Origin of the sequence: Aquimarina muelleri DSM 19832 (assembly GCF_000430665.1) — a bacterium.
Taxonomy (GTDB): domain Bacteria; phylum Bacteroidota; class Bacteroidia; order Flavobacteriales; family Flavobacteriaceae; genus Aquimarina; species Aquimarina muelleri.
Genome location: NZ_AUML01000046.1, coordinates 1 through 24,967, shown reverse-complemented (window position 1 = coordinate 24,967; position 24,967 = coordinate 1). Strand labels below are relative to the sequence as shown.

The 24,967-nt window shown below is 35.0% G+C and carries 6 protein-coding genes; all 6 read right to left on the bottom strand.

Annotation, left to right across the window (positions count from 1 at the left end; genetic code table 11):
* Positions 1-14: 14 nt before the first annotated feature.
* Positions 15-635 (bottom strand): class I SAM-dependent methyltransferase, encoded by a 621-nt coding sequence (locus tag H527_RS0116395; protein ID WP_027413697.1) that lies wholly within the window; start codon positions 633-635, stop codon positions 15-17.
* Positions 636-821: 186 nt separating this feature from the next.
* On the bottom strand, positions 822-2,024 hold the full coding sequence (locus tag H527_RS0116390; RefSeq protein ID WP_035088529.1) for a cysteine desulfurase family protein: 1,203 nt from the start codon (positions 2,022-2,024) through the stop codon (positions 822-824).
* A gap of 17 nt (positions 2,025-2,041) precedes the next feature.
* The gene (locus tag H527_RS0116385; protein WP_027413695.1) at positions 2,042-2,863 is read right to left on the bottom strand and encodes a C-GCAxxG-C-C family protein; all 822 of its coding nucleotides are present in this window, start codon (positions 2,861-2,863) and stop codon (positions 2,042-2,044) included.
* A gap of 218 nt (positions 2,864-3,081) precedes the next feature.
* A complete protein-coding gene (locus H527_RS24060) occupies positions 3,082-16,956 on the bottom strand; it encodes an SDR family NAD(P)-dependent oxidoreductase (RefSeq protein WP_051316830.1) in 13,875 nt (4,624 codons plus the stop codon).
* Positions 16,957-17,023: 67 nt separating this feature from the next.
* Positions 17,024-18,262: a hypothetical protein gene (locus H527_RS0116375; RefSeq protein ID WP_027413694.1), complete on the bottom strand. Its 1,239-nt coding sequence runs from the start codon at positions 18,260-18,262 to the stop codon at positions 17,024-17,026.
* 28 nt (positions 18,263-18,290) lie between these two features.
* Positions 18,291-24,908: a type I polyketide synthase gene (locus H527_RS0116370; protein ID WP_211235741.1), complete on the bottom strand. Its 6,618-nt coding sequence runs from the start codon at positions 24,906-24,908 to the stop codon at positions 18,291-18,293.
* Positions 24,909-24,967 lie beyond the last annotated feature (59 nt).

The window sequence follows — 24,967 nt, the reverse complement described above, 5'->3', positions numbered from 1 at the left end:
TATCACAAAATCTTTTAATTCTTTTTTGCTACAATAAAATATTGTTGTCCTCTTTTTTGTAAACATTCACTTTCAATAATTTTAAAACCCATATTTGTAATGGAGCCTTCTAATTCAGAAATATTATATGTTTTGAGGCTTGGTATTAACCCTATTTTACTAAAAAAGGATAACGAGATACCTGTAAGGGATCTTTTCCCTAAACAAGGTGTTACAGAAATAAATAATCCTCCAGGTTTTAACAATTCATGTATTCTATTCATTGCTTTAGGCATATCTTCTAACAAGTGAAGTAAATAAACTCCTAAAATTACATCAAAGGTTCCTGACTTATAGTTTTCATCAAATATTGTTGTATGCGTATACTTTACATTTTGAATATCAAGTTTACTAGCATTGTTTTTTGCAATTTGGATCATTTTAGACGATATATCCATCCCATAAACCATTTCTACATCACCTGCTATTTCATTTGCTAATATTCCAGTTGCGCATCCATAATCTAAAACATTATCCTTTTTTTTAAGGTATTTTTTAGTTTTTTCAAGGATTTTAATTCGTACATCTCGATCCTTCATTTCTTCCTTATCATACCCATTTGCGCTCTTATTCCAAAACTTTTCGGATTTATCCATTTTTACACATTTAAATTTTAGTAATCGTTTAATATCTCTCTAATTATAAAATAAAGAACGAGAGTAAACACTTCGTTTCTGCATTAATAAATTTAATCAATTACTTCTCAAAAGTTGGTGTTTAAATTTCTTAATACTCGTTTCAATCTTTCATTATTTTTTATTTGAATAATTATGTTTAGTCATCTATAGTCCAGATTCTTTAAGTTTTACAAGTGAATTTAATTCTTTAACGTTTTTTTCTTCTAGAATATATTGTTTCATCACCTTTAAGGCATATTTGATATGCTTATCTTTTGTCTTTACGCCAAAACTTATTCTAATAGATTCCTGTGCTTCGTCATCTGTTAAGCCTATAGCTTTTAAAACATGTGATGGTTTGTTTGAAGAAGCACTACATGCTGATCCTGAAGAAACCGCAACCCCTTTATAATCGAGCATTTTCATCAATTCACCGCTGCTAATACCAGGGAAAGTTAAATTAATGGTATTCACTAAACAATTGTCTATTGGAGAATTAACTATTAAATCCTTTTTTATTTCTTTTAATTCCGTAATAAACATCTTCTTAAGAGGCTCATTTTTCATGGAAAGGGAAATAAGTTTATCTACATGTTTACAAGCTTCCCCAAAACCTGCTATATTATGAATAGATTCGGTACCTGCCCGCATTCCTTCTTCCTGACTTCCTCCATGTATATATGGCTCTAAGGGACAACTAATTTTGGCATACCAAGCGCCAACACCTTTAGGACCATATAGTTTATGAGCAGAAAACGTTGCATAATCAACCCCTAATTCCTTTACGTTTATTGGGATTTTACCTAATGCCTGGACACAGTCTGAAAAAACCAACGCATCTTTGGCTTTTGCCATTGCAGATATCTTTTTAATATCCTGAATTGTACCAATTTCATTATTTGCCAACATACAGCAAACAAGAAAAGTTTTATCATCGATCATTGCTTCAAGTTCTTTAAGCACTACACGTCCAGAACTATCTACCGGGCAATATTGAACATCTATTCCTTTAGTCTTCAAATACTCTAATGTATTAGCTACCGATGGATGCTCTATTGGTGTGGAAATGATTTTGTTTTTTTCTGGATAGAAATGATTACTTACCGTTTTTAATAAAGCATTATTAGATTCTGTTGCACAACTCGAAAAATATACCTCATGTGAATGCGCCCCTATTGCAGCAGCAACATTTTCACGAGCTTTTTCGATAATTTGCGCTGACATTTTTCCTTTTGCATATCCAGAAGAAGGATTTCCCCAATAAGATTTTAAAACTCTGTTCATTACCCTTCTTACACGAGGTGCTAGGTAGGTTGTTGCGTTATGATCGAAATAAATATTTCGTTTGCTCAATAACTGTTTTAACATGATACTTGTATTTTAAATTATAATGCAGCCAATGCATCGATGATCTTCTTGCAGCCTCCGCTTTTTATATAATCAGAATGATCATCTATATCTTTAAATTCTTTGTTAGTAATCTTGCTACATAATACCTCCGAATCGGTTTGAACATAAAAAGCTCTTAGCATTTTTTTAGTTTCCTGACTATCAAATGAAGATGGGGATTTACCTGGATTTTTTTTGATCCAATCTACCATCTTATACCAAATCGCAGCACTTAATGCTCCACATTCTTTTCCGCTTAAACCAAGACCTCCAGCATATCCTGCCACCATAAGCATTTCTTCATCTGTAGCTCCCATTTTTTTCACCACCTCTGAAGCACAACTCACAGATCCTGGACAAAAACTTACAGTTTCATCAGACAAGCCCTCATCGGCTGACTTAATAGCATCGGGAGCCCACTTCCCTGCGAGTTTCATACAAGTAAATGCTTTACCTGTTACTAATACTTTCAGCGGGGCTAATTTTCCTGACAAATCCATTTCGGTTATATCTCTACAGCTTATAGTATTTGTCTTTTTTTTAAAAGATTCCATAAGATGTTGTGTAGCTGTTATGGCCATTGCTATAGCCTCTCCAGTATCTTCATTTCTACGGTATGATTCTGCTCCGGCAGCCAAAACAGCTCCTCCTATCATTCCGCACTGGAACCCTCTATTAAGCAACCCTCCTGCAAAAGGGGATGCGGCAATCTCTGCTATTTCATTTGGCACACCATATTCGCTGTTTAATAGTGAACAAAATGCTGTACCACAAGTTCCTCTGGATAATACCTTTAAGCCTTCTTTAATTGCTTTCATAAATGAAAATTTTAGTGAGTTTTTTTAAATTAAGTATAGTAACATAATCCTCTCTATCTTTTTCTATCAAAAGAGTTGAATTATGTGTATTGAAAGAAACCCTTTATTACTGGTTGAGTACTTTCATTGGTTTCTTTTCAAAACCATCATTGTTTTTTGGAATATGATTTATGTTGTTATTTGAACTCTCTATTTTACCGAATTTTAAAACATTCTTATTATAAACTTACAGAAAGAGCCATGTTATTTACTTCTATCTCCAAATCATCAAGTTTATCCACCTTTCCAAATGCTCTTACATAAAAGTTTTTAATCTCGACTAAAACATCTCCTGCTTCATTGATGATTTTTATAGTAAACTTTTTGATATCTGACGAAGAGCTACCTTCTACATTAACCCTTTGTACATATGCATAGCATGTTTGAGGTAAAGAACGGAATATCTCAATTTCATCTATCGCAAACGGCACATGTGGAACTGCAGATTCTGTCTGACCAATTAATCCTGCAACAGTTTGTAAGGCACCATCAACAATAGAAGGATGAAGAGTGAAACGATCAAAATCAACCTTTAAATGATCTGCCAGTTTTAGTTTTGACAATGCAAAAGATTCATTGACATAAAATTCCTGAATGGTCTTAAATGCTAATCCATAATTAAAACCTGCCTGATTAAAAATATTATAATAATAAGAACTCTCCAGAGGCTCAGGACATTGTTCTTTAAGTTTTTGAACCGAAATGTTTTCGACACTTGTTGAAGGATTATTATTATTTTGAAAAAACAGCTTCCCTTCAGAATGTACTATTTGCTCGTTTTCATCATCATGAGAAGTGATCTTAAATTCAGTACCACTACCATTGGGTTTAAGAGATGTCTGAATAAATTGTGGCCCTTTCTTAAAACTTAATGGGTGAGCCCAAACAATATCTCTGATTTTGCAAACTTTTTGCTCCCCTGCCAGATTTCCTGAAATATTTGCAATTTCTATGAATCCAGAACCTGGAAAAATCTTCTCTCCATTTACTTTATGGTCTGTTGCATAAAACTCGCTGTCTGATAATACCGAAGTAAAACGAACTTCTCTTAATGTAGATGAATTATATGAAATCAAAGGATGTAATTGACTTCTTATTGGTTCTGCTACTATCCTTTTTTCTTGGGTTACTTTATCTGAAACCCAATACCTCTCTTGAGCAAAAGGATAGGTTGGTAGTGAAATTCGACTGGGTTTATTTCGAGTATATAAACTCTCCCAATTTACTTCTATACCAGTGATCCAAAGTTGGGCTAACTTATCCAGGTTTCCTGTATTAAAAAAGGTCTGGAATTCCTGTACTTTATCTATAGATTTCTTTCTCCTCATACCAAGATCGAGTTTTCCTTGATAAATATGTTTATCTGTATTATGCTTCTGCCAATCTTTCAATCGCTGAATTAGTTCTGCTTTATCTGAAAAAATAATTGCCAATCTATCTGACATAGCCTCTCGACCCACCTGTAATGTGAAAGACAAGTTTGCTAGATTTATATCCTGTTCTTTTTCTAAATACGTGAGTATATGATTCGCGTATTCTATAAGGAGTTCTTCCTTTTTTGCAGAAAGTACAAACAGATATGGGCCAGATTCCTGATACTCTTGTATTATTTTTGATTTTTTATATTCTTCCAGTACTAAACATGCATTAACTCCTCCTGCTCCAAATGAATTTATAAGAGCTCTTCTGGGGTGACCTGTTGAAGGTTCCCAAGGAGTAAGCTGATGCTGAAGATAAAATGGGGATTCTTTAAATTCGATATTAGGGTTTACCTCATCAGAATTAATAGATGGTACTAACTGTTGCTGTTTCATTTGCAAAAGTACCTTTGCAACACCTGCGATTCCTGCTGCGGACTCTGGATGTCCAATATTAGCTTTAACTGAGCCAATAGGAATAAATTGTTTTTTCTTAGTATATTTTTGAAATGCATTTGTTAAAGCAACAATTTCTAGACTATCTCCTAATTGTGTTCCTGTGCCGTGACCTTCTACATAACTGATAGTTTCAGGATGAATTTTAGCTTTTTGAAGGGTTTGTTCGATTAAATTTGCCTGAGCATTTGGGTTAGGGGCAGAATATCCATTAGATCTACCACTATGATCAAACGAACTTCCTATTAGTGTACCATATATGTGATCCCCATCCTCTATAGCTTTACTAAGTGGTTTTAATAAAACAGATCCGATTCCTTCACCGGGAACAAAACCATCATCCCCTGCTCCATAACTATAACATTTCCCGCCAAGGGATATCATTCTATTTTTACATAAAGAATGGTACTTAGACGGATGCAAATATAAATTTACTCCACCTGCAACAGCAACCTGACACTCTTGTTTTCTAAGACTTTCGCAGGCAAGATGCATCGCTACTGAAGAGGATGAGCAAGCTGTATCAACAGGCATACTAGGTCCGTTAAAATCGAATAAATAGGAAACACGATTCGCTATTGACCAAGGGTGTGCGCTGGGGACTGTATTTCCTTTGCTCCAGTTTTCTGATGCTAACAGATTATATGTATTTGTTGTAACCCCAACAAATACGCCTACATCAGCACTTTTGGCTTTTGGGTGGTGCTTTTTTAAACTATCTTTTGTATACCCCGCATCTTCGATGGTAGCCCATACAGATTGTAAAAAAAGTCGTTCCTGTGGGTCCATTATTATGGCCTCTTCTGCAGTAATATTAAAAAACTGAGGGTCAAATTTATCAACATCGCTGATAAATCCCCCTGACTTACAATAAATTTTTCCTTCGGCTGCCTTTGCCGGATCTTCATCATAAAATTCCTTATAATCCCATCGGCTTTTGGGAACCATATCTGTTACATCTTTTCCTTCTTTTAGGTTTTCCCAATAGGTATTTAAATCTTTTGATTTAGGATAGCTTCCATGCACTCCAATAATTGCGATAGGCTCAAAATCTTCATATTTAAAAGGTTCACTAATTTTATCTCGGGACTCTACCTTACGCTCTCTTATAGATGTATCTGGAGCTTCTACTTTATAATTTTGCAGATCGTGATTACTTGAATTATTTACGGAATACTCTATGTTCAAGAACCCAATCAACGCCTCCTGTTCTTTCTGTATCAGATAGTTTGCTAATTCTTCTATCGTTGAATATTCGTAGAATAAAGTTTTAGGTAAAGTACCTAAATCTCTCTCCAGATTCATATTTATCTGACTTATAATTATAGAATCAATACCAAAAGACTCAAACAATTCTGTGGTATCCATCCGCTCTGGATCAAGTTTAATCTCATTTCCGATCAGAGTTTTGAGATATGTTTCTGTTTTTTCAAGAAGAATTTCTGTATCTATAGAATTAGAATTAATCCACTGGTTTTTATCCAATTCTTTAGCAACTTGAGTTATGTAAGGTCGGATTTTGGATGAAACCCCATAAAGAGGAATACCTTGTAATAGATCAGACGACAAAAACTCTTCCATGAATTTTATACCTTCCTTAATTGGTATGGGACAAAGACCAGTCTGCTTTTCAATTAGAGTAATTTCTTCATTAGAGATATGCATCCCACCTTCTTCCCAATAAGGCCAGTTAATAGATAATGTTTTGCCAAAACGTTTTTGTTCTTTCACTAAACCATCTCTGATTTCTGCAAATGAATCAAGAAAATGATTACCATAAGCATAATCACATTGCCCTATATTACCCATTATTCCTGCAATTGAAGAAAACAGAATAAAGACATCTAAATTTTCTCTTCTCGTTGCCAGATCCAAATTAACTGTTCCATAAACTTTTGGGGCAAGCACCTTATTCATCTCTTCTGGCGATTTCTTGAAAATAAATGAATCTTGATTAATACCTGCACTATGAATAACGCCATTGATTTGTGAAAAATTGGTTTTTGCAGCTTTAACAACTGCCTCCATATCTTCTAACTTTGAAACATCGGCTTGTAAATAAATAATTTGAGTGCCGTAGGTTTTGAGTTTCTCGAGTTTTTCCTGTTGAACTGGTTTAATTACTGACCGTCCAAAAAGGATTAAATTACACTGGTAATTTTTCACCAAATATTCGCTAAAAACAAGGCCTAATCCACCTAAGCCTCCTGATACTATATAAACTCCATTCTGTTTTAATGGTAAACGGTTTTTATTACTTTCAACATGAGGCAACTGTACTAATTCTTTAATATTACGGACATAGGCTTGATTTTCTTTTTGAAATTTGTACCGAATTTCATTTTTCTTCCAGTTTATATCATTGAATTCATCCTGAATGATACGGACTTTCTCTTTTATAGATAGTTGCTTATTATCCAAACCATCCTGAATCTCTATAACTTTTGCTTGGTAGTATGGGTTCTCCAGAGCGAGAGTTTTAAAAAACCCTCCCAATGCGGCGTTTAGTGAATTGGATAAACTCATATCCCCTAAGAAAACAGATAATATCTGAAGGGATATATGTTCTTTTTGTTCCATCAAAGCTTTACATAAATGGAACAGTGTATAGATGCCATAATTTAGCTGACGGGTTATATCTTCCTTTTTATCAAAATTGCCTGCTTCTAATCCACTATGAATAATTCGATAAGGAAGCTGTCCTTTTGCACTAAGGTTTTCTACTAATTGTTTAAAATGTTCTTTTTGTTGAGGATCAATAGTAAAAATTGAGGGTTCTACTTCTTCATAAACATGTCCAGGTTTTACCAAAATATACGAATTCCCTTCTGTATCTTGTTTTGATTCTTTCTGTAACGTAAGAAACAACTCATCTGTGGTATCAAAAATTAAAATGTAACCACTTGTAGGTTTTTCTTCTGAAAGACTTAGATTACCCTCTACCCATTTAGGATAGTAATGCAACTTTTGTTTTTCTTCTATAGAGACCTCCTCTGTATAAAACTCTTGTGTAGCGACATTATCTGTAGTTACAGAAATTTTTGGTGTATTAAACCAATATCTCTCTTTAGCAAAAGGATATGTAGGAAGAGAAATACGCATTGGATAAATATCCTGATAGAGCATAGACCAATCAATATCTGCTCCAGAGATCCAGAGTTTTGCTAATTTTTCCAGATTTCGGGTATTCATTATTACTTTTAGATAAGCATTACCTTCCTCTCCTTCTAATAAAGCTCTGGTATTAGATGGAGCATCTTTAATGTTAGCATAGTAAACCCCTTCTGACTCCTCTGTATTTCTTTCTAATACTTTAGAACCTTTTGTCTTATGAATGTGTAACCACTGCTCTAGTTTTTCCTCAAGTTCGTCAGTACTAGTGGCAACTATTACAAGACGTTCATTCATTGGTGTTCTCCCCACTTGTGAAGTATACACTACATCTGTTAGTGAAATATCTTTATTACTTCTAAGAAAATCTATCATTTTTTCTGCGTACTTTAAAAGTACACTTTGATTTTTAGAAGAAAGAACAAACGCTTGTGGCGTCTTATTAGTGGATTCGCTTACTGGTCTATTTATTCCATTATATTCTTCTATAATAAGATGTGCGTTAGAACCTCCAGCGCCAAAAGAACTAATACTTGCTCGTCTTGGATGTGTGTTAGAAGATGCCCAAGGTGTTAATTTTTGCTGTACATAAAATGGGGATTCTTTAAAATCTATATTTGGATTTAATGTTGTTGAATGTAATGAAGGAACCAATTGTTTATGCTTTAACTGGAGTAACACTTTTGTAACTGCTGCTATTCCTGCTGCTGATTCCAAGTGCCCTATATTTGATTTAACCGAACCTATGGGACAAAATTGTTTTTGTGATACAGACTCTCCAAAAGCTTTCTTCAATCCTGTAATTTCAATTGGATCTCCCAAAGCAGTACCTGTACCATGAGTTTCGATATAGCTTAGTGTTGAAGGATCAATTTTAGCTTTTTTAAGGGATTCAAAAATTAAATCTCCTTGAGCATTGGGGTTCGGTACAGAATATCCATTGGTTTTTCCTCCGTGATTAATTACATTGGATTTAACTACTCCATAAATATGATCTCCATCCTCTATTGCTTTATCAAGCGACTTTAGTAAAACGGCACCTACACCTTCGCCAGCTACATATCCATCACCACCTTCTCCAAAACTTCGGCATCTACCATCACTCGCTGCAAAATTTCCCTGACTTAGCATAAGATATTTATGAGGATGTATAGAAACGTTAACTCCCCCAGCAATGGCCGCCTCTATTTCGCCTTTTCGTATTTCTTCACATGCTTGATGAATAGCTGTAAGAGATGAAGAACACATAGTATCTAAAGCAATACTAGGCCCATGCAGATCTAAATAATAAGAAACTCTGTTCGCTATGGAAGCATAAGAAGATCCAGGAACAATTGCATTGCCTGCCAACATAGCCTCAGCTCCGTAAAGTTGATATTGTCCATACATAACTCCTACATATACTCCTACCTTACCTATTGCTGAAATACTGTCTTTACTATATCCTGCATCCTCAATAGTTTGCCAGACCGTTTCTATAAAAAGTCGCTCTTGCGGATCCATTAATTCCGCCTCTTTAGGAGATATGTTAAAAAATAACGGATCAAATTTATCTACATCGCTGATAAATCCTCCCCACTTACTGTAGCTTTTTCCAGTTTGATTACTCTTAGAGTTAAAAAACTGCTTGGTATCCCAACGCTCTTCAGGAATTTCTGTAATACAATCCCGACCATTTTTTAGATTTTCCCAAAATTCTTGCAAATTCTCTGCTTGAGGATATTTACCACTTAGACCTATAATAGCTACTTCTCGTTGCGTATTTACCTCTCCACTAAAAAAACGTTTGCTTGAATGTAACGCAGAAATCAATGGTTGTTTCTTGGTATTATTCTCTGGCAATTCTACTGTTAAAGATGCTCTGTGTTTGATCCCAGCTTGCTCTTGAATAATTTGAGGGTATGTTTTTGCAAAGAACCCAGCCAGGCTTTTTATCGTTTGGTATTCAAAAAATAGTGTTTTAGAAAGAGATCCAAAGGTTTCCTCGAGTATATTGGTCAATTTCATGGCCAGAATGGAGTCTATACCATAATTTTCTAAAGGAGCTTTTGGATCAAGTTCCTGAACAGAAAGTTTTAATGTTCCTGCAAATAATTTACGTAAATAAACTACCGTTTGATCTAGAAGCGTGTTTGAATCTATTTTAAAATCTGGTGAAGGTTTTGCCACCATTTCATCTATAATCGCTGATGAAGATTCTGTGTGATTAGTCTGGTTTGGAAGCAGAATATGACGCATTTTCTCCATATCGCCTTCCATAATCAATGTTTGGCTATTTTGTAAAGCCATACTTCTATAAAATGCCTGAATACCAGATGTTGTTTGCATAGGCTCTATACCTGTTGCCTGTCGTAGTATATCTATATTCTTCTCAGAAATGCTCAAATTACCTTCACTCCATAAAGGCCAATTGAGAGAAATGGTTCTCCCTTGTCTTAATCTTTGATCTACCAACTGATTGCGATACATAGCAAACTGATCCATAAACGCATTTGCTGTTGCATAATCTGCTTGCCCTAGATTACCCATTGCTCCTGATAAGGAAGAAAACAATACTATAAAGTCAAGGTTAACATCTTTGCTCGCCTGATCCAGATGATAGGTTCCATTTACTTTTGGAGTCAGAACCTTACTAAATTCAACGCTAGTTTTCTTAAGGATAAAATTATCTAATATCATACCTGCACTATGAATAATGCCGTTTAGCTGCTTTTCTTCCTTTATAATTGTACCTATAAGAGCATTTACCTGATTAGGATCACTGAGATCAAGTTGTTTATACACAACCTGATTAGTATTTACCGACAGTTCGTTTATAATTGCCTGTTTTTCTTCTGTTAGTTCCGAGCGTCCTGTTAATATTACTTTTACCTCCTTGGTTTGTTGTAAAATTTCCTTAGTAAACAAAATTCCTAAAGCACCGAGTCCTCCAGTAATTAGATAAACACCATGATCTTTAAATATAATTTTAGTATTATCTCCTTTTGGCTGCACTTCCTTCCAACGTAAAACATAGGATATATCTTTTTCATATCTAATGAAAGATTCTTCAGGTCTGGTTTCTGCTTTCTTCAGTTGTTCGGCAAGTTTCTCTGTATTTACATCTGATTTTGTGATAACTATTTGACCTGTTAATTTAGGGTTTTCCTGAGCTGCAGTTTTTAATAACCCTGACAACCCAGAAAAAAGTGCTTGTTCCTTAATGTCATCAATAACAATTTGGATAAGGATCTTTTCTTCGGGTTTACTCTTTATTATCTCCTGAACCCTTTCAAAACAAGTCAATGCATGTTCTTTATACCTTTCTGCTATATTTTTTTGTGATGCTTCAAGCGGTATACAATGACTATTATGAATTAATGCTTCTAACTGGCTGGCATTTGCTCTAGGTATTTCACATAGTATAATGTGTTTTTGCACGAATTCATCTTGTCTGCTTTCTGATTCCTGAACCATTTCACATATTTCCCAAAAAGGATTCGCTAATATCGTTCCGATGCTCCTATTTTGTACTTCAACGATATCTATACTTAATTGCCTAGAGGATAATCCTCTAATCTGCACAGATATATTTCCTTCCTGATCACATAAATCAATATCCAGTTTGGTAATTGAATCCGTAGGTTTACTTCCTTTTGAGTAACGAATCCAAGCAAACATGGTTTCTGTACTGGCAGATATTATACGTATGGTATCCAACGCAAAAGGTACTGAGGGTTGTGAAGGAAGATTAGAGAGATCTTCAATCAAGCCAAAAGCAGCTTGTAATGAGCTATCCATCATACTGGGATGTAACAGGTAGTCATTTTTATCTCTTTCCTCCACAGATGGTAAACTCAATTGTGCAATAAGTTGTTTTTCGCCTTGATAAACTTTAGTGATTCCTTGATAAGCAGGACCATAAAAAAGCCCCATAGAGTTAAAAATAGAATACAAACTGGCAGCTTCTATACTACCCTTATTCATTTTTCTTTTAAGTTGCTCTACATCTAGTTTTTCTGGTAAAGGAAGTGTACTATAACTAGCTATTCCTTGACAATGAATAGTTTCTTGTTCCTTATCTTTACTGTAAATTTCATAATTAATCTGGTCATTATTCTTAACAGATAAGGCTATTTCTACTTGCTTTTCTTCTGCTACTACAAGCGGCTGAGCCCAAGCGGTATTATGCAATTCTAATATACCTGATCCTGCTGTAACAGAGGTAGCTTTCTCTACTGCTACTCGTGCCATTTCAAGATAAGCCACTGCTGGTAGTACCTTGCTAAAATATCCTTCTTTAATTTTTACTTGATGATCTTTAAGGAAAAATTCTTCGCCGCTAAAGATAGAACTATAACTCTGTTTGCTGAGGTCTGAAGTATTACTATGAAGTAAGGGATGAAGTACCGATGTCGTCTTTTCATTACCCTTATTTTGTTCGCTTATTTTAATATCAATCCAATACCGATCTCTGGCAAAAGGATATACAGGCAGACTTATACGTTTGGGTTTATGGTCCCCGTAGAACTTATCCCAATCCAGATTCAAACCTTTAACCCATAGATCCAAAAGTTTAGATATTTTTTTTCTAGCTATCCATTTATGAACCGTTTGCTCAAAATCTGCATCTGCATTAAACCAAGATAAGGTGTCTTCCTCCTGATCTATTCTTCCTTGATAGATATCTTCGATATACTCTTCCTCATCAATATACTTTTTAAGTTTTTCAATTAAATCATCCAAAGATTTAACCATAAATGCAAGTCGTACATCCATAGCTTCCCTACCTACCTGAAGAGTATATGCCATCTCTTCCAAATCAAAAGAGCTACCAGTTTTTTCTACTTTTTTTACTTTTAATTTCTTAAGAAAGTCAAAAAGATCAAGGGTTTTTTGGTGAAGCTGTTCTGGTGTTCTTGCGGATAAAGGAATAATTATTTTTGAATCTAAATCCTTAGAAACTATAGGTTTACTTACTTTTATTGAAGGCTCATATTCCTGAACAATAATATGTGCATTCGACCCACCAGCTCCAAAAGAAGAAACACCCGCTAATCTAGGTTGTGAGATTCCATCAACCATAGGTTGTTCCCAAGGTTTTAAGGTTTGGTTCACTATAAATGGAGTTTTCTCAAAATCGATATTAGGATTTAAACTTTTTGAATGCAAGGACGGAACGATTTGTTTATGTTTTAATTGTAACAATACTTTGGTTAAACCAGCTATTCCTGCAGCAGACTCACAATGACCTATATTGGATTTTGCAGAACCAATCAAGCAAGATCCCACATCAGATGTATTCTTTTGAAATGCCTGACTTAATGCCACAATCTCTATAGGATCTCCCAATTTAGTTCCTGTACCGTGCGCTTCTATATAGCTTATATGACGAGGGTCTACATTTGATTCTTTTAGTACGTTACTAATAAGGTTTGATTGTGCTTGTGGATTAGGCACACTATAACCATTAGTCTTACCTCCATGGTTTAGCGCACTACCTTTAATAATTCCATATATATGATCCCCATCCCGCTCTGCCTCGGATAGTCTTTTTAATATAACTACTCCCACTCCTTCTCCTGGAATATATCCTTCACCTCCTTCACCAAAACTTTGACAATGACCATCGCTTGAAATGTATTGTCCTGCACTGATCACTAAATATTTATTAGGATGAATACTAACATTTACTCCTCCTGCAATTCCCAAGCTCGTTCGCCCTTGTTGCAGATCCTGGCAAGCTAGATGAATAGCTGTTAATGAGGAAGAACACATGGAGTCTACTGTCATGCTGGGGCCGTGTAGATTTAACACATAGGAAACCCGATTGGCAATACTGGCATAACTACCAGGAACTCCCATTCGCTGACCTTTTTTGCTAGCCTCAATTCCAAAAAGTTGATATTCACTATACATAACTCCTGCATAAACTCCAACTTGTCCTGCCAGTCCTTGTTCGTGAGGTATTTGTAATCTCGATCTTGTATACCCTGCATCTTCTATGGCCATCCAGGTATGTTGTAAAAATAACCGTTCCTGAGGATCGAGTATCTCTGCTTCGAGTGGTGAAATATTAAAAAATAAAGGATCAAATTCATCTACTCCTTCAATAAAACCACCCCATTTGCTATAATGATATCCACTTTTACTACGGTCTTCATTATAATATTCTCGCCAGTCCCATCGGTTTTTTGGCACCTCGGTAATACAATCTTTACCATCCCGAAGATTATTCCAATATGCTTCAATATTAGCAGACTCTGGATAACGACCACTCAAACCGATGATTGCAATAGGATCTGCATCCATTTTATTTTTTCTTTCCGCAGAAATATCAATGTGTCGTTGGCGCTTAATAGTTCTTGAATGAACTTGCTTGGTTTGAGTTTTAATAGGTGGAGCTATGGACATCTCCTCCATTTTTTCTTTACCATTTTTTATAGAAACAACAGTAAAAAGCGAAGTCAATTTAGCTACATGTGATTTTATAAAATATCCCGTAAGCTCATGAATCGTTTGATATTCAAAAAAGAGTGTTTTTGGCAAAGAACCAAATGTTTTTTCTAATTGGTTGATTAGATTCATTGCCAGAATAGAATCGATACCATATTTTTCTAAAGGAGCATACGGATCTATCTTATGGGATGGAAGTTTAAACAATTCTGAAAGTTGTTTTTTAATGTAGTCCTGAGTTTTATCTTCAAGACTTCCCGAATCCATTTCAACAACAGGTTTTTTTTCCTCTTCAGTAGTAACTTCAGGAAGAGATACCTCTGCTGTATCTGTAGCAAATAGTGTATGATGCAATTGTTCTAAATCACCTTCCATCACAAACAACTGATTTTGAGTCCCCTCTAAACTACTATAAAATGCATGTATCCCTGTCTTTGTCTGCATGGGATACATACCCGTGCTCTGGCTTATTATTTCTTGTTTTAACGGATCGACTTTCATCCCTCCTTCTTGCCATAAAGGCCAATTAACTGCAATCGTTTTCCCTGTTCTTTGTTTTGCTTTAACCAATTGATTTCGGTAAGCCGAAAACTGATCCATAAAACTATTAGCTGTAGCATAATCTGCCTGGCCACTATTTCCTGTTACAGATGAAACAGATGAAAATAATGCCATAAAATCAAGATCAATATCTTTAGTGGCTTCATCTAAGTTATAAGTTCCCGTAACTTTAGGGGCAAGAACTTCTGTAAACTCTTTAGAAGTTTTTTTCAATATAAAACTGTCTGAAATCATTCCTGCACTATGAATAATTCCATGAAGATGTTTATATTTCTTTTTAATTGAAGTAATCGTTTGTTTTACCTTATCCAGATTGGTAATATCCAATTGCTGATACATAAGCTGGCCCGTATTAACTTCCATTTCGTTAATTAAAGCTTGCTTTTCCTTAGTCAACTCTGATCGTCCCGTTAAAATAATTGTAGCATTCTGAGTTTGTTGTAAAATTTCTGTAGCAAACAGTTTCCCTAGTTTTCCTAATCCTGCCGTAATGAGATAAACCCCATTATCCTTAAAAGCAATTTTAGGTTCGTTACCTTCTACCTTTATTTCTTTTAGACCTAATGTCTGTCTAGTGCCTTGCTCGTATTTTATGATTACATCTTGTGTTCTAGTTTGGTTTTCTTGCAGTTGCACTGCGAGTTCTTCTACTGTTATTTTCTGACTTGTAATGATAACCTGCCCAGCCAACTTAGAGTTTTCAAGAGTTGCTGTCTTTAATAATGCAGAAAGTCCTGTAAAAATGGTTTGTTCATAATCATTAGTCATAACGATCTGAATACCTATTTTTCCTTGGGGTTTATCAGAAAGTATTGCTTGGATCTGCTCAAAACAAGTTACTGCATATTCATTAAATCGTTCTGCAATATTTTTGTATTGTTTTGCCTGTAAATGAACCACATGACTTTGTGCAAGTAAAGCTTCCAATTGTTTCCCTTTTATCTTGGGCATCTCACATAAAAACACATATCGTTGCTGCAAATGATCTGCTGTATTGGTGCTAAATTGTTCTTTATCTGTAGTATCTTGCCATTCAGGAGTTGCAAATACAGCTCCTGTTTCTTTACTAGGTTTTTTAATAGTTTCCTTATCTGTATGAAGTAAACGTGAGGAAAACCCTCTCATTTGCACAGCAACCATGCCCTGTTCGTCACACAAATCTATATCTAGTTTGATAACCTTGTCTGTAGATTTACTTCCCTCAGCATACCTTACCCAAGCATACATTTCTTTAGTACAACCTGAAAAAACTTTTAATGATTCTAAAGCAAATGGAAGTGAAGGGTGCTCTGGTATTTGATCCAGCCCACCAAACAAACCAATGGCAGATTGCAAAGCGCTATCCAACATGCCTGGATGTAAAACATATTCCTCTGCCTCTGTTATTGCTGGTAAATTTAATTGTGCTAGTAATTGTTCATTACCTTGAAATATTGTTTTTACACCTTGGTGCGTTGGTCCATAGTTCAAACCCAACTTAGAGTAAACTTTATAGATATCTTGTGATTCCAGCTTTCCTTGCTGCATTTCTTCCTTCAACTTATCTATATCTAGTTTTATGGATGTTGATATATTATTAAAGACAGCCTGCCCCTGACAATGGATTATTTCTTGAATGTTATCTTCTGTACCTATGCTGTATACTTCATAATGTATCTGCCCCTGATCTATTTCAGTTTCATCTGCAAACAAGGCAATGGTTATTTCTTTCTCCTCATTAACTATAATGGGTTTTGCCCATATAACATTGCGTAATTCTATGACAGATTCTTTCTGAGAAGGCATCGCTTTTCTAACAGCAGCCTGCGCCATTTCTAAATAAGCAACCCCTGGCAGAACCTTCTGTTCTTTAATTTCATGATCCTTAAGAAAGAATTCATTACCATTAAATGTAGAAGTAAAACTTTGCTGACTCAAATCCGACGTGTTTATGTGTAACAAAGGATGTATAACTGCTGAATTGGAATGAGCTTTTGAGCGATTACTAAATTGCTTTATAAGGTTTAGAGCATTCGCTTTTGATAGTCTCTTACTCTTTAATTCTAAAACTACATATTCTATGAAATCTATCATTATAGTACTGTGCTATTGAGATTATTGGTTTTAAGATAAAATGGAAGTAAAGCCGTTAGATCTGTTTTTATTGAAAAATTTTTGATGAAATTGTATCACCAATTTCACAATCTGACAGAAATTTTTCTTGTCCTACTGTTTTTGTAAAATACATTACTGCTAATTCATTAGGTCTGGCTTTAAATACTACTGCCGAGTCTAATGGAAATGCTTTTTTTGAATCATACAAAGGAAGATGAAGTAATTGCTGGCATTTTTCTAAATCATGGCTTTCCTGAAAATCACTCCAACTACTAATCAAACTGAACTTACTTTTCATAGCTTCACGAAATTTAGGAAGGGGTTTAGCAGTAGAAGGAACTGGTAATCCTGCCTGAAAAGATTTACGGATTTTAGTTGGTTGAGAACTTACCTCATTATCAAATAAAAGCCCACCTGCATAGTTTCCGGCATCATTACTGCCAATATCTTTTACCCAACTTCTTAGGTTAACTGCCATAATACAAATACGAGAATCGGTAGCCTTTGCAAAACTTGAGCTTAGAATATCATTCGTTGAAATAAAATCTACCCCAGATGCAGGGCTTTCCTTAACTTGACTTTTAACCTTACTGATCTTTTCTGGATCCACATAAAACCCATGAGGCTTAGTCTTTTTACCAAAAATTGCTCCATTTAGTAAGTTTAAAATAAAAGGTGCAGAGTGGAAAAACTTAAACGATTTCTGCCCTACAACATCAATTATCTTATCTGCTGCATCTTGCTTTCGTTTTACTTCCAAATATTCAACAGGTTTATCTGTAAATAATTGATTGAATATCTTATAATAGGTATATCCATCAGCCACAACGTGAGAAATGGAAAAAATAAGCGCAAATCCTTTTTCTGGGGAATGTATATCTGGAACAATAGTAAGACGAGTAATTGGATCTTGCTTGTTTATTAACTTTATCCCTTTTTTTACTATTGCAGATTGTGCTTCTTTAAACAATTCCTCATATCCCATTTTAGATCCTATTTTAATCGAGGATGGGTTATCATGAAAAATAGGTTTCATCTTATCCTCTGACAAGGTTCCAGAAGGATACGCTAATTGTAAACTTTTATGTTTCTTATTTTTAACCAGTCGTCCCGCCAACCATGGATTGACATGAATAATCTCCTTTAATCTGGCTTGTAAAGAAGTAAATGCACTCGACTGGTCCCCTTCATAAAAGGTTATAGTTGTTATCCCGTTTTCTCCTTTTATTATAGTAGATGATTCTTCTTTTAATAAGGGAATTATAGTTTCGTTTATACCTTGCATAATTAATTTATCTTAAGTAAGTATTTATTTAGTTTATGCTATATTTTTTTAATAAATGGATAGCCTGATCTGTTTCAATCGATTCATTTTCAATCTCATTAATAAGATCTTCCAAAATTTCGTGATTTTTATCTGCCTTAACAAAGTCCCTATCCTCCACTTGTTTTGAAATTGGTTTTTGTATCCAATATCGATCTTTGGCAAATGGATATTTTGGTAAACTAATCAACTTAGGCTTGGCTTCTCCATAAAGTTTGTTCCAGTCTAATTTTAAACCTTTTACCCATAGCTCCAATAATTTTGAAAACTTTTTATTTTCTATCCACTTATCCATAGTTTCTTGTAAATCGGTATCTGCATTAAAAATAGATATGGACGTATCGTAGTGTTTCACTTCACCTGTATAAACTCCTTCAAGGTTTCTGTCTGCCTGCAAATAAGCTTTTAGTTTACTTGCCAATTCTTCAACAGAACTTACTATAAAACCTAAACGAACTTCCATTGTTTCTCTGGTTATTTGTAATGAATACGCTAAAGAAAACAGATCTACAATTTGATTTTTAGTATCTATAAAATCTAACAGGTCGCTTGTCTTTTGTTGTAATTGTTCTGTTGTTTTAGAAGACAAAACAATGATTACTTGTGAACCATCTGAAAGATTGGTAACAGGAGAAGTTTGTACCTCTACTGGTGATATGTATTCTTCTATAACAACGTGAGCATTGGTACCACTTCGACCAAAAGAGCTTATGCTCCCCATACGAGGTGTATTGGATTCTTTTTCCCATTTTTTTGTGGTTTTATTGATATAAAACGGGCTGTTATCCCAGTTTATGTAATCATTTTCATCCTCACAATTAATAGTAGCAGGTATTTTATTATACTGCAATCCTTTTAACAAACTAACGACGCTCACTAATCCAGAAGCTGCCATGGTATGCCCCAAGTTACTCTTACAACTAGTTATAGCACAACTATTTATTTGCTCTGAACGCGATTGCTCCTTGTTAAGTTTTTTGAAAGCATCATTCAATGCATTAATTTCGATAGGATCTCCTAATTTTGTTCCTGTGCCATGAGCAACAACATGTGAAATATCCTGAGGATTAATATTGTAATTTGTATATACTTTTTTAATTAATTCTTCCTGACTTTTACCACTTGGTGCAGTAACTCCATTTGTCTTTCCATCAAAATTAATCCCACTGGCTTTAATAGTTCCATAAATAGGGTTACCTGCTTTAATAGCTGCTGAAAGTGGTTTAAGCATGAGTACTACAACTGCCTCACTTGCTCCAATACCATTAGCTTGTTTCGCAAAACTATAACATTGTCCATCTTGTGAAAGCATACCTGCCTGGCTCATCTTTACATAAAATTCTGGAGATAAGATTAAAGAAGAAATACCCGCAACTAATGCTGATTCACATTCTCCGTTTCGTAAACTCATGATTGCCTGATGTAATGCCACTAATCCTGAAGAACAAGCTGTATTAGTTGCAATGGTAGGACCATGTAAATCCAGATAATAGGAAAGCCTAGAGGATATCATAGCATTACCACTATTTCCTACTCCTTGTTCGTCTGAAATAAGCTTGTCATACTGGCTTTCTTCCATCCCAACAAAAACACCAACCGATGTTCCTCGTAACGATGATGGAGCGATTTGAGCGTCTTCTATTGCCTTATAGGCTTCCATAAGAAGCATTCTTTGACCAGGGTCTGTAGCTTCTGCTTCTTTGGGAGTAATTTCAAAAAACAAAGGATCAAACTCATCTACATTATTAATAAAACCACCTTTATTCGTGTTAATTTTATTATTAGGATCGCCAGCTGCTTTAAAATAATCCCGCCAATCCCAACGGGATAAAGGGACTTCACTAATACCGCTCTCTCCTTTTTCTAGTAATGACCATAATTGATCTACCGTATCCGCTTTTGGAAAACGTCCTGACATACCTATTACTGCAATAGGTTCCTGCACCACGCCTGTAGTATATAACTTACTATTGGGTCTGGTTTGTAAGAAACGTTTACGCAATGATATTTGATTAATAACCGGTTTGGTAACTGTTGTTGTTTCTTTATCCTTCACATCACTTTGAAGCTTACTATAAAATTCCTCTATATGCTTAAGATAATCCTGAGTAAAATAATCGCTTAATTTTTCAATTGTTGGGTAACTATATAATAAAGAAGGAGTTATATTAATTAAAAAATGTTCTGCTAATTCTTTAGAAAACGCAGTTAAACTAATCGAATCAAATCCATAATCTACCAGATTTGTTATTCCATCTAGTTTTTCAGATGGTATTTTTAAACTTTTAGATACTAGCTTGATAAGATCTGAATACACACAATCTTTTAAAGAAAAATCTTGATATTGTATCTTCCAACCTTTACCTATATGAGAAGGTAGTTTTTGAGTATTTGATTCCAATTGATCTGGCTTTTCCACTTCATAAATCCTACGTAAAAATTGTTCAGTGCGAGTTGGTTTTCCTTTGATTACCAATGTTTGTTTCTGATCTGACTTAATAATATCGTGCCATATCTCTATTCCTTCTGATGTTTCAAGAACTTCTTGACCACTACTTTTTAAATAAAACTCAGCCTGCTCAGAATTCCCTCTACCCATGCCTCCATCTTTCCAAAACGGCCAGTTAATAACTATGGATTTTCCTTTATTACTACTTTTCTGCTCACGGTAATGGGTATACCCCATTAGAAAACGATTAGCGATGGCATAATCACAAGATCCAAAATCTCCCAAAATAGCTGCCGATGATGAAAAATAACAAACAAAATCCAAAGGATGCTCCTCTAATATTTCATCTAATAAAATAGTACCTGTAGATTTAGACTGAAGAACCTCTTTGATACTTTTTGTCGTTTTTTCATGAAAAACCTGAGTAGCTTCCACTCCTGCTGCATGAATTATCCCCGACAATTCAAAAGGAAGATTTTTTGCCCAAGATGTTATTGATTTTTTATCACTAATATCTACAGACTCATAATATACTTCTTGCGCTCCTGCATGTTTCAATTGTTTAATCTTTTCCTCAATATCAGCAGTGTTTGGGCTTCTACCAAGCAATACTAGTTTTGCCTTATATTCCTTAGCTAAATAGTGCGCAAACTTAAAACCTAATTTTCCAATGCCTCCTGTGATTAAATAACTTCCATTCTCTTTTAGTATGGGTTCTTGGGCTACACTATTCAAATCATAAGACTCAAATGATAGTATAAACCTTCGTTCACCTTTATACCAAATTATTTCAGGATTATGTATCGCATCTAATAATTGATGAGGAGTATAAACAGATTCATTCGTATAAAGTAGGGATATCTTTACATTAGGTAGTACTAGTTTTAAAGATCGCTCAAATCCAATCCAAGAATGATCCCAACAAGTATCTACAGATAAAGGCTCATAATGGCCCATCAAAGTGACATCGATAGGTTGATTAAATTCTTTAATGGCTTTGAACAAATTAAACAAGGCAAGAATGCCTGTTTCTTTACGATCTTTTGCCCAAGAATACATTAATGCTATAGATTCATTGGATTTATTGGCTGCACTATGAAGTAATTTTTGAATATCAGACGCATTATTGAAACGACAGTGGTAAATACTATCAGATACTTCTTTATATTTCTGTCCTTGGAATACATAAATTGCTTTAGTTAACTGCTTAGCATCATCACTAGTCATTATTTTTTCTCGAAATTCTTCATCTGCAAAAATTATAATTTGCTTGTTTTCTGATATCGAATTATTGGAATCAAATGGCTTGTCTTTCCAGTATTCCTTAAAAAATAATTGTTGAGATTCTTCTTTTGATTGTGGGGTTATATTATCATAAGTTACATCAAATGAAATCGTGTCTTTTTCGATTTTTTCAAGAATATCTGTATCTATATTAAATTCTTGTAAACACAACCCTTTTATTTGTATGCATATATTGCCTTCTTGATCACAAAGATCAATATCCAATGAATGGTTAATTGATTGCTTTTTATTACTACGTACCCATACGATCATATCCTTGCTACAAGCAGATATTATGTGTATAGAATCCAACGAAGCAGGAAATACTGGTTGATTCAACGAATCCAAATCATTCATTAAAATTATAGCTGCCTGTAAAGCTCCCTCCATTATTGTAGAGTAAAGTATCAGTTCCTCTTGATCCTTTTCCTCAGAAAGTGTTGTACTTAATTCAGCTAATAATTGATTATGTCCTCTATAAATAGTTTTGATTCCTTGAAAAATCGAGCCATACGTAAACCCTATTTGGGTTAAAACCTTATAAATATCTTTGGATTCCAGAACAACTTCTTTCATCTGCTCTTTGAGTAATTCGATATTGATTTTAGCTGTTTCCTGTTGTTGTCTATAAATGGCTTGCCCTTGTAAATATGTTATCTCCTGATCTGTTTCCGTTGTGTATATTTCAAAATCTATTTGTTCCTCATTACTATTATCTGAATCCCTTGCAAATAAGACTATTTCTATTTCTTTGTTTTCTGTTACCGTAAGTGGTTGTATCCAGAAAACATTGTTTAATTCAATGACTGTAGATTCTTCATGAGATGAACTAGCTAACATTACAGCAACACGAGCCATTTCCAAGTAAATCATTGCTGGTATAACCTTATCTTCTTTAACCTTGTAGTTTTTTAAGAAAAATTCTTCTCCGCTAAAAGTACTGTTATAGCGTTGTTGGCGAAGATCAGAGGTGTTTTTATGAACTAAAGGATGAAGTCTATCTATTATCTCTGGCGTCTCTTTATCTTGCTTATTTGGAGTTGCTTCAATCCAATATCGTTCTTTAGCAAATGGATACAAAGGCAGGCTTATACGTTTAGGTTTATGATTACCATAGAGCTTGTTCCAATCCAACTCCAGACCTTTTACCCATAAATCCAGTAATTTTGATAATTTCTTTTGACCTATATATTTCTCAACAATGGTATCTTTCATATCATCATCACTAATAATACTAATACCTTCTTTACTATGTTTTACATGTCCATGGTAAAGATCCTCAATATAATTTTCTCCTTTAATATATGCCTGAAGCTTTTCTTCTAATTGTTTAATACTAGCTGCCATTAGACCTAGACGAACATCCATAGCTTCCCTACCTACTTGTAGCGTATACGCCATTTCTACCAGATCAAGGTTATCCCCTTCTTTTTCAATAAATCTCAACAAATCTGAAGCTTTTACTCTTAATTGCTCCTCCGATTTTGCCGATAATGGAATCATAAGTTCTGAGTTTTGGGTAAGCCCCTGAACAGAGTTTTTAATGGCTCTCTTAGTAGTATACTCTCCCAAAACCAAATGCGCATTAGTGCCACTAAAACCAAAGGAACTTATAGCAGCTTGACGGGGTTGATTTTCATCTACCTTCCAGTCTTTTAATTCTGTATTCACATAAAACGGACTCCCCTCTAATCCTATATGTTCGTTCAATTTTTCAAAGTTAATTGTTGGAGGCAACTGTTGGTGTTTTATAGCCTGAAGTACTTTAATAAATCCTGCTGCCCCAGAAGCCGTTAAACAATGTCCGATATTACTCTTTACTGATCCTAAAGCGCAATATGCTTTTTCTTCGGTATATTTTTTAAAAGATTTTCGTAATCCTTCTACCTCAATAGGATCTCCTAGCTTAGTACCAGTACCATGCGCTTCTATTAACTGAATATTATTAGGATCTATATCGAATTGGTCATATACCTGTTGTTCTAAAAGTGTTTGGGATTCTGCGTTTGGTGCTGTAATTCCATTTGTTTTACCATCCTGGTTAACACCCCAACCTTGAATAACCCCAAGAATAGTATCCTGATCCTTTTCTGCATCTTCGAGTCTTTTTAGCATAACTACCCCAACGCCTTCACCTGGCACAAAACCATTGGCTCGTTGATCGAAGGTATAACATCTACCATCTGGAGAGAGCATCCCCGATTGCGAACTCATAATATGCATCGAAGGTGTCGGCATCACGTAAACTCCTCCTGCTAAAGCAGAATCAATACTACCAGATACCAAACCATCGCAAGCATTGGCGATAGCCACCAATGAGGAAGAACAAGCCGTATCGATAGAAATGCAAGGGCCTTGTAAATTTAAAAAATAAGAAATTCGTGCTGCTAATATTGAACTAGCAGCGCCTGTGAACCCCTGTGCACTTAACTGATGTTTTTGTGATTGTTGAAGATAATCTCCCGACGCACATCCCACATATACCCCACATTTACTACCCGATAATGCACTCGAGCTATATCCTGCATTCTCTATAGTATGCCAACAGCTTTGTAAAAACAAACGTTGTTGTGGATCCATACTTTCTGCTTCCACCGGAGAGATCGTAAAGAACATTGGATCAAAAAGATCATATTCTTCCAAGGCTCCCATCCATTTACTATAAGTTTTTCCAGAGACTACTTCTCCTTCGCTGTAATGTTTATCTATATCCCAACGCTCTTTACTAACTTCTCTGATACAGTTTTTACCTCCTGCTATATTTTGCCAAAACTCCTCTACATCCTTTGCCTCAGGAAACTGTCCCGCCATACCTATTACCGCAATAGCTTGCGATGAGGTACCCCTCTTACTTTTAGATGCTGTTCTTACCAATTTTGAACCATCCCGCCAAGAAATAAGTTTCTTTTTCTTTTCTATTTCCTTTCTGGAAA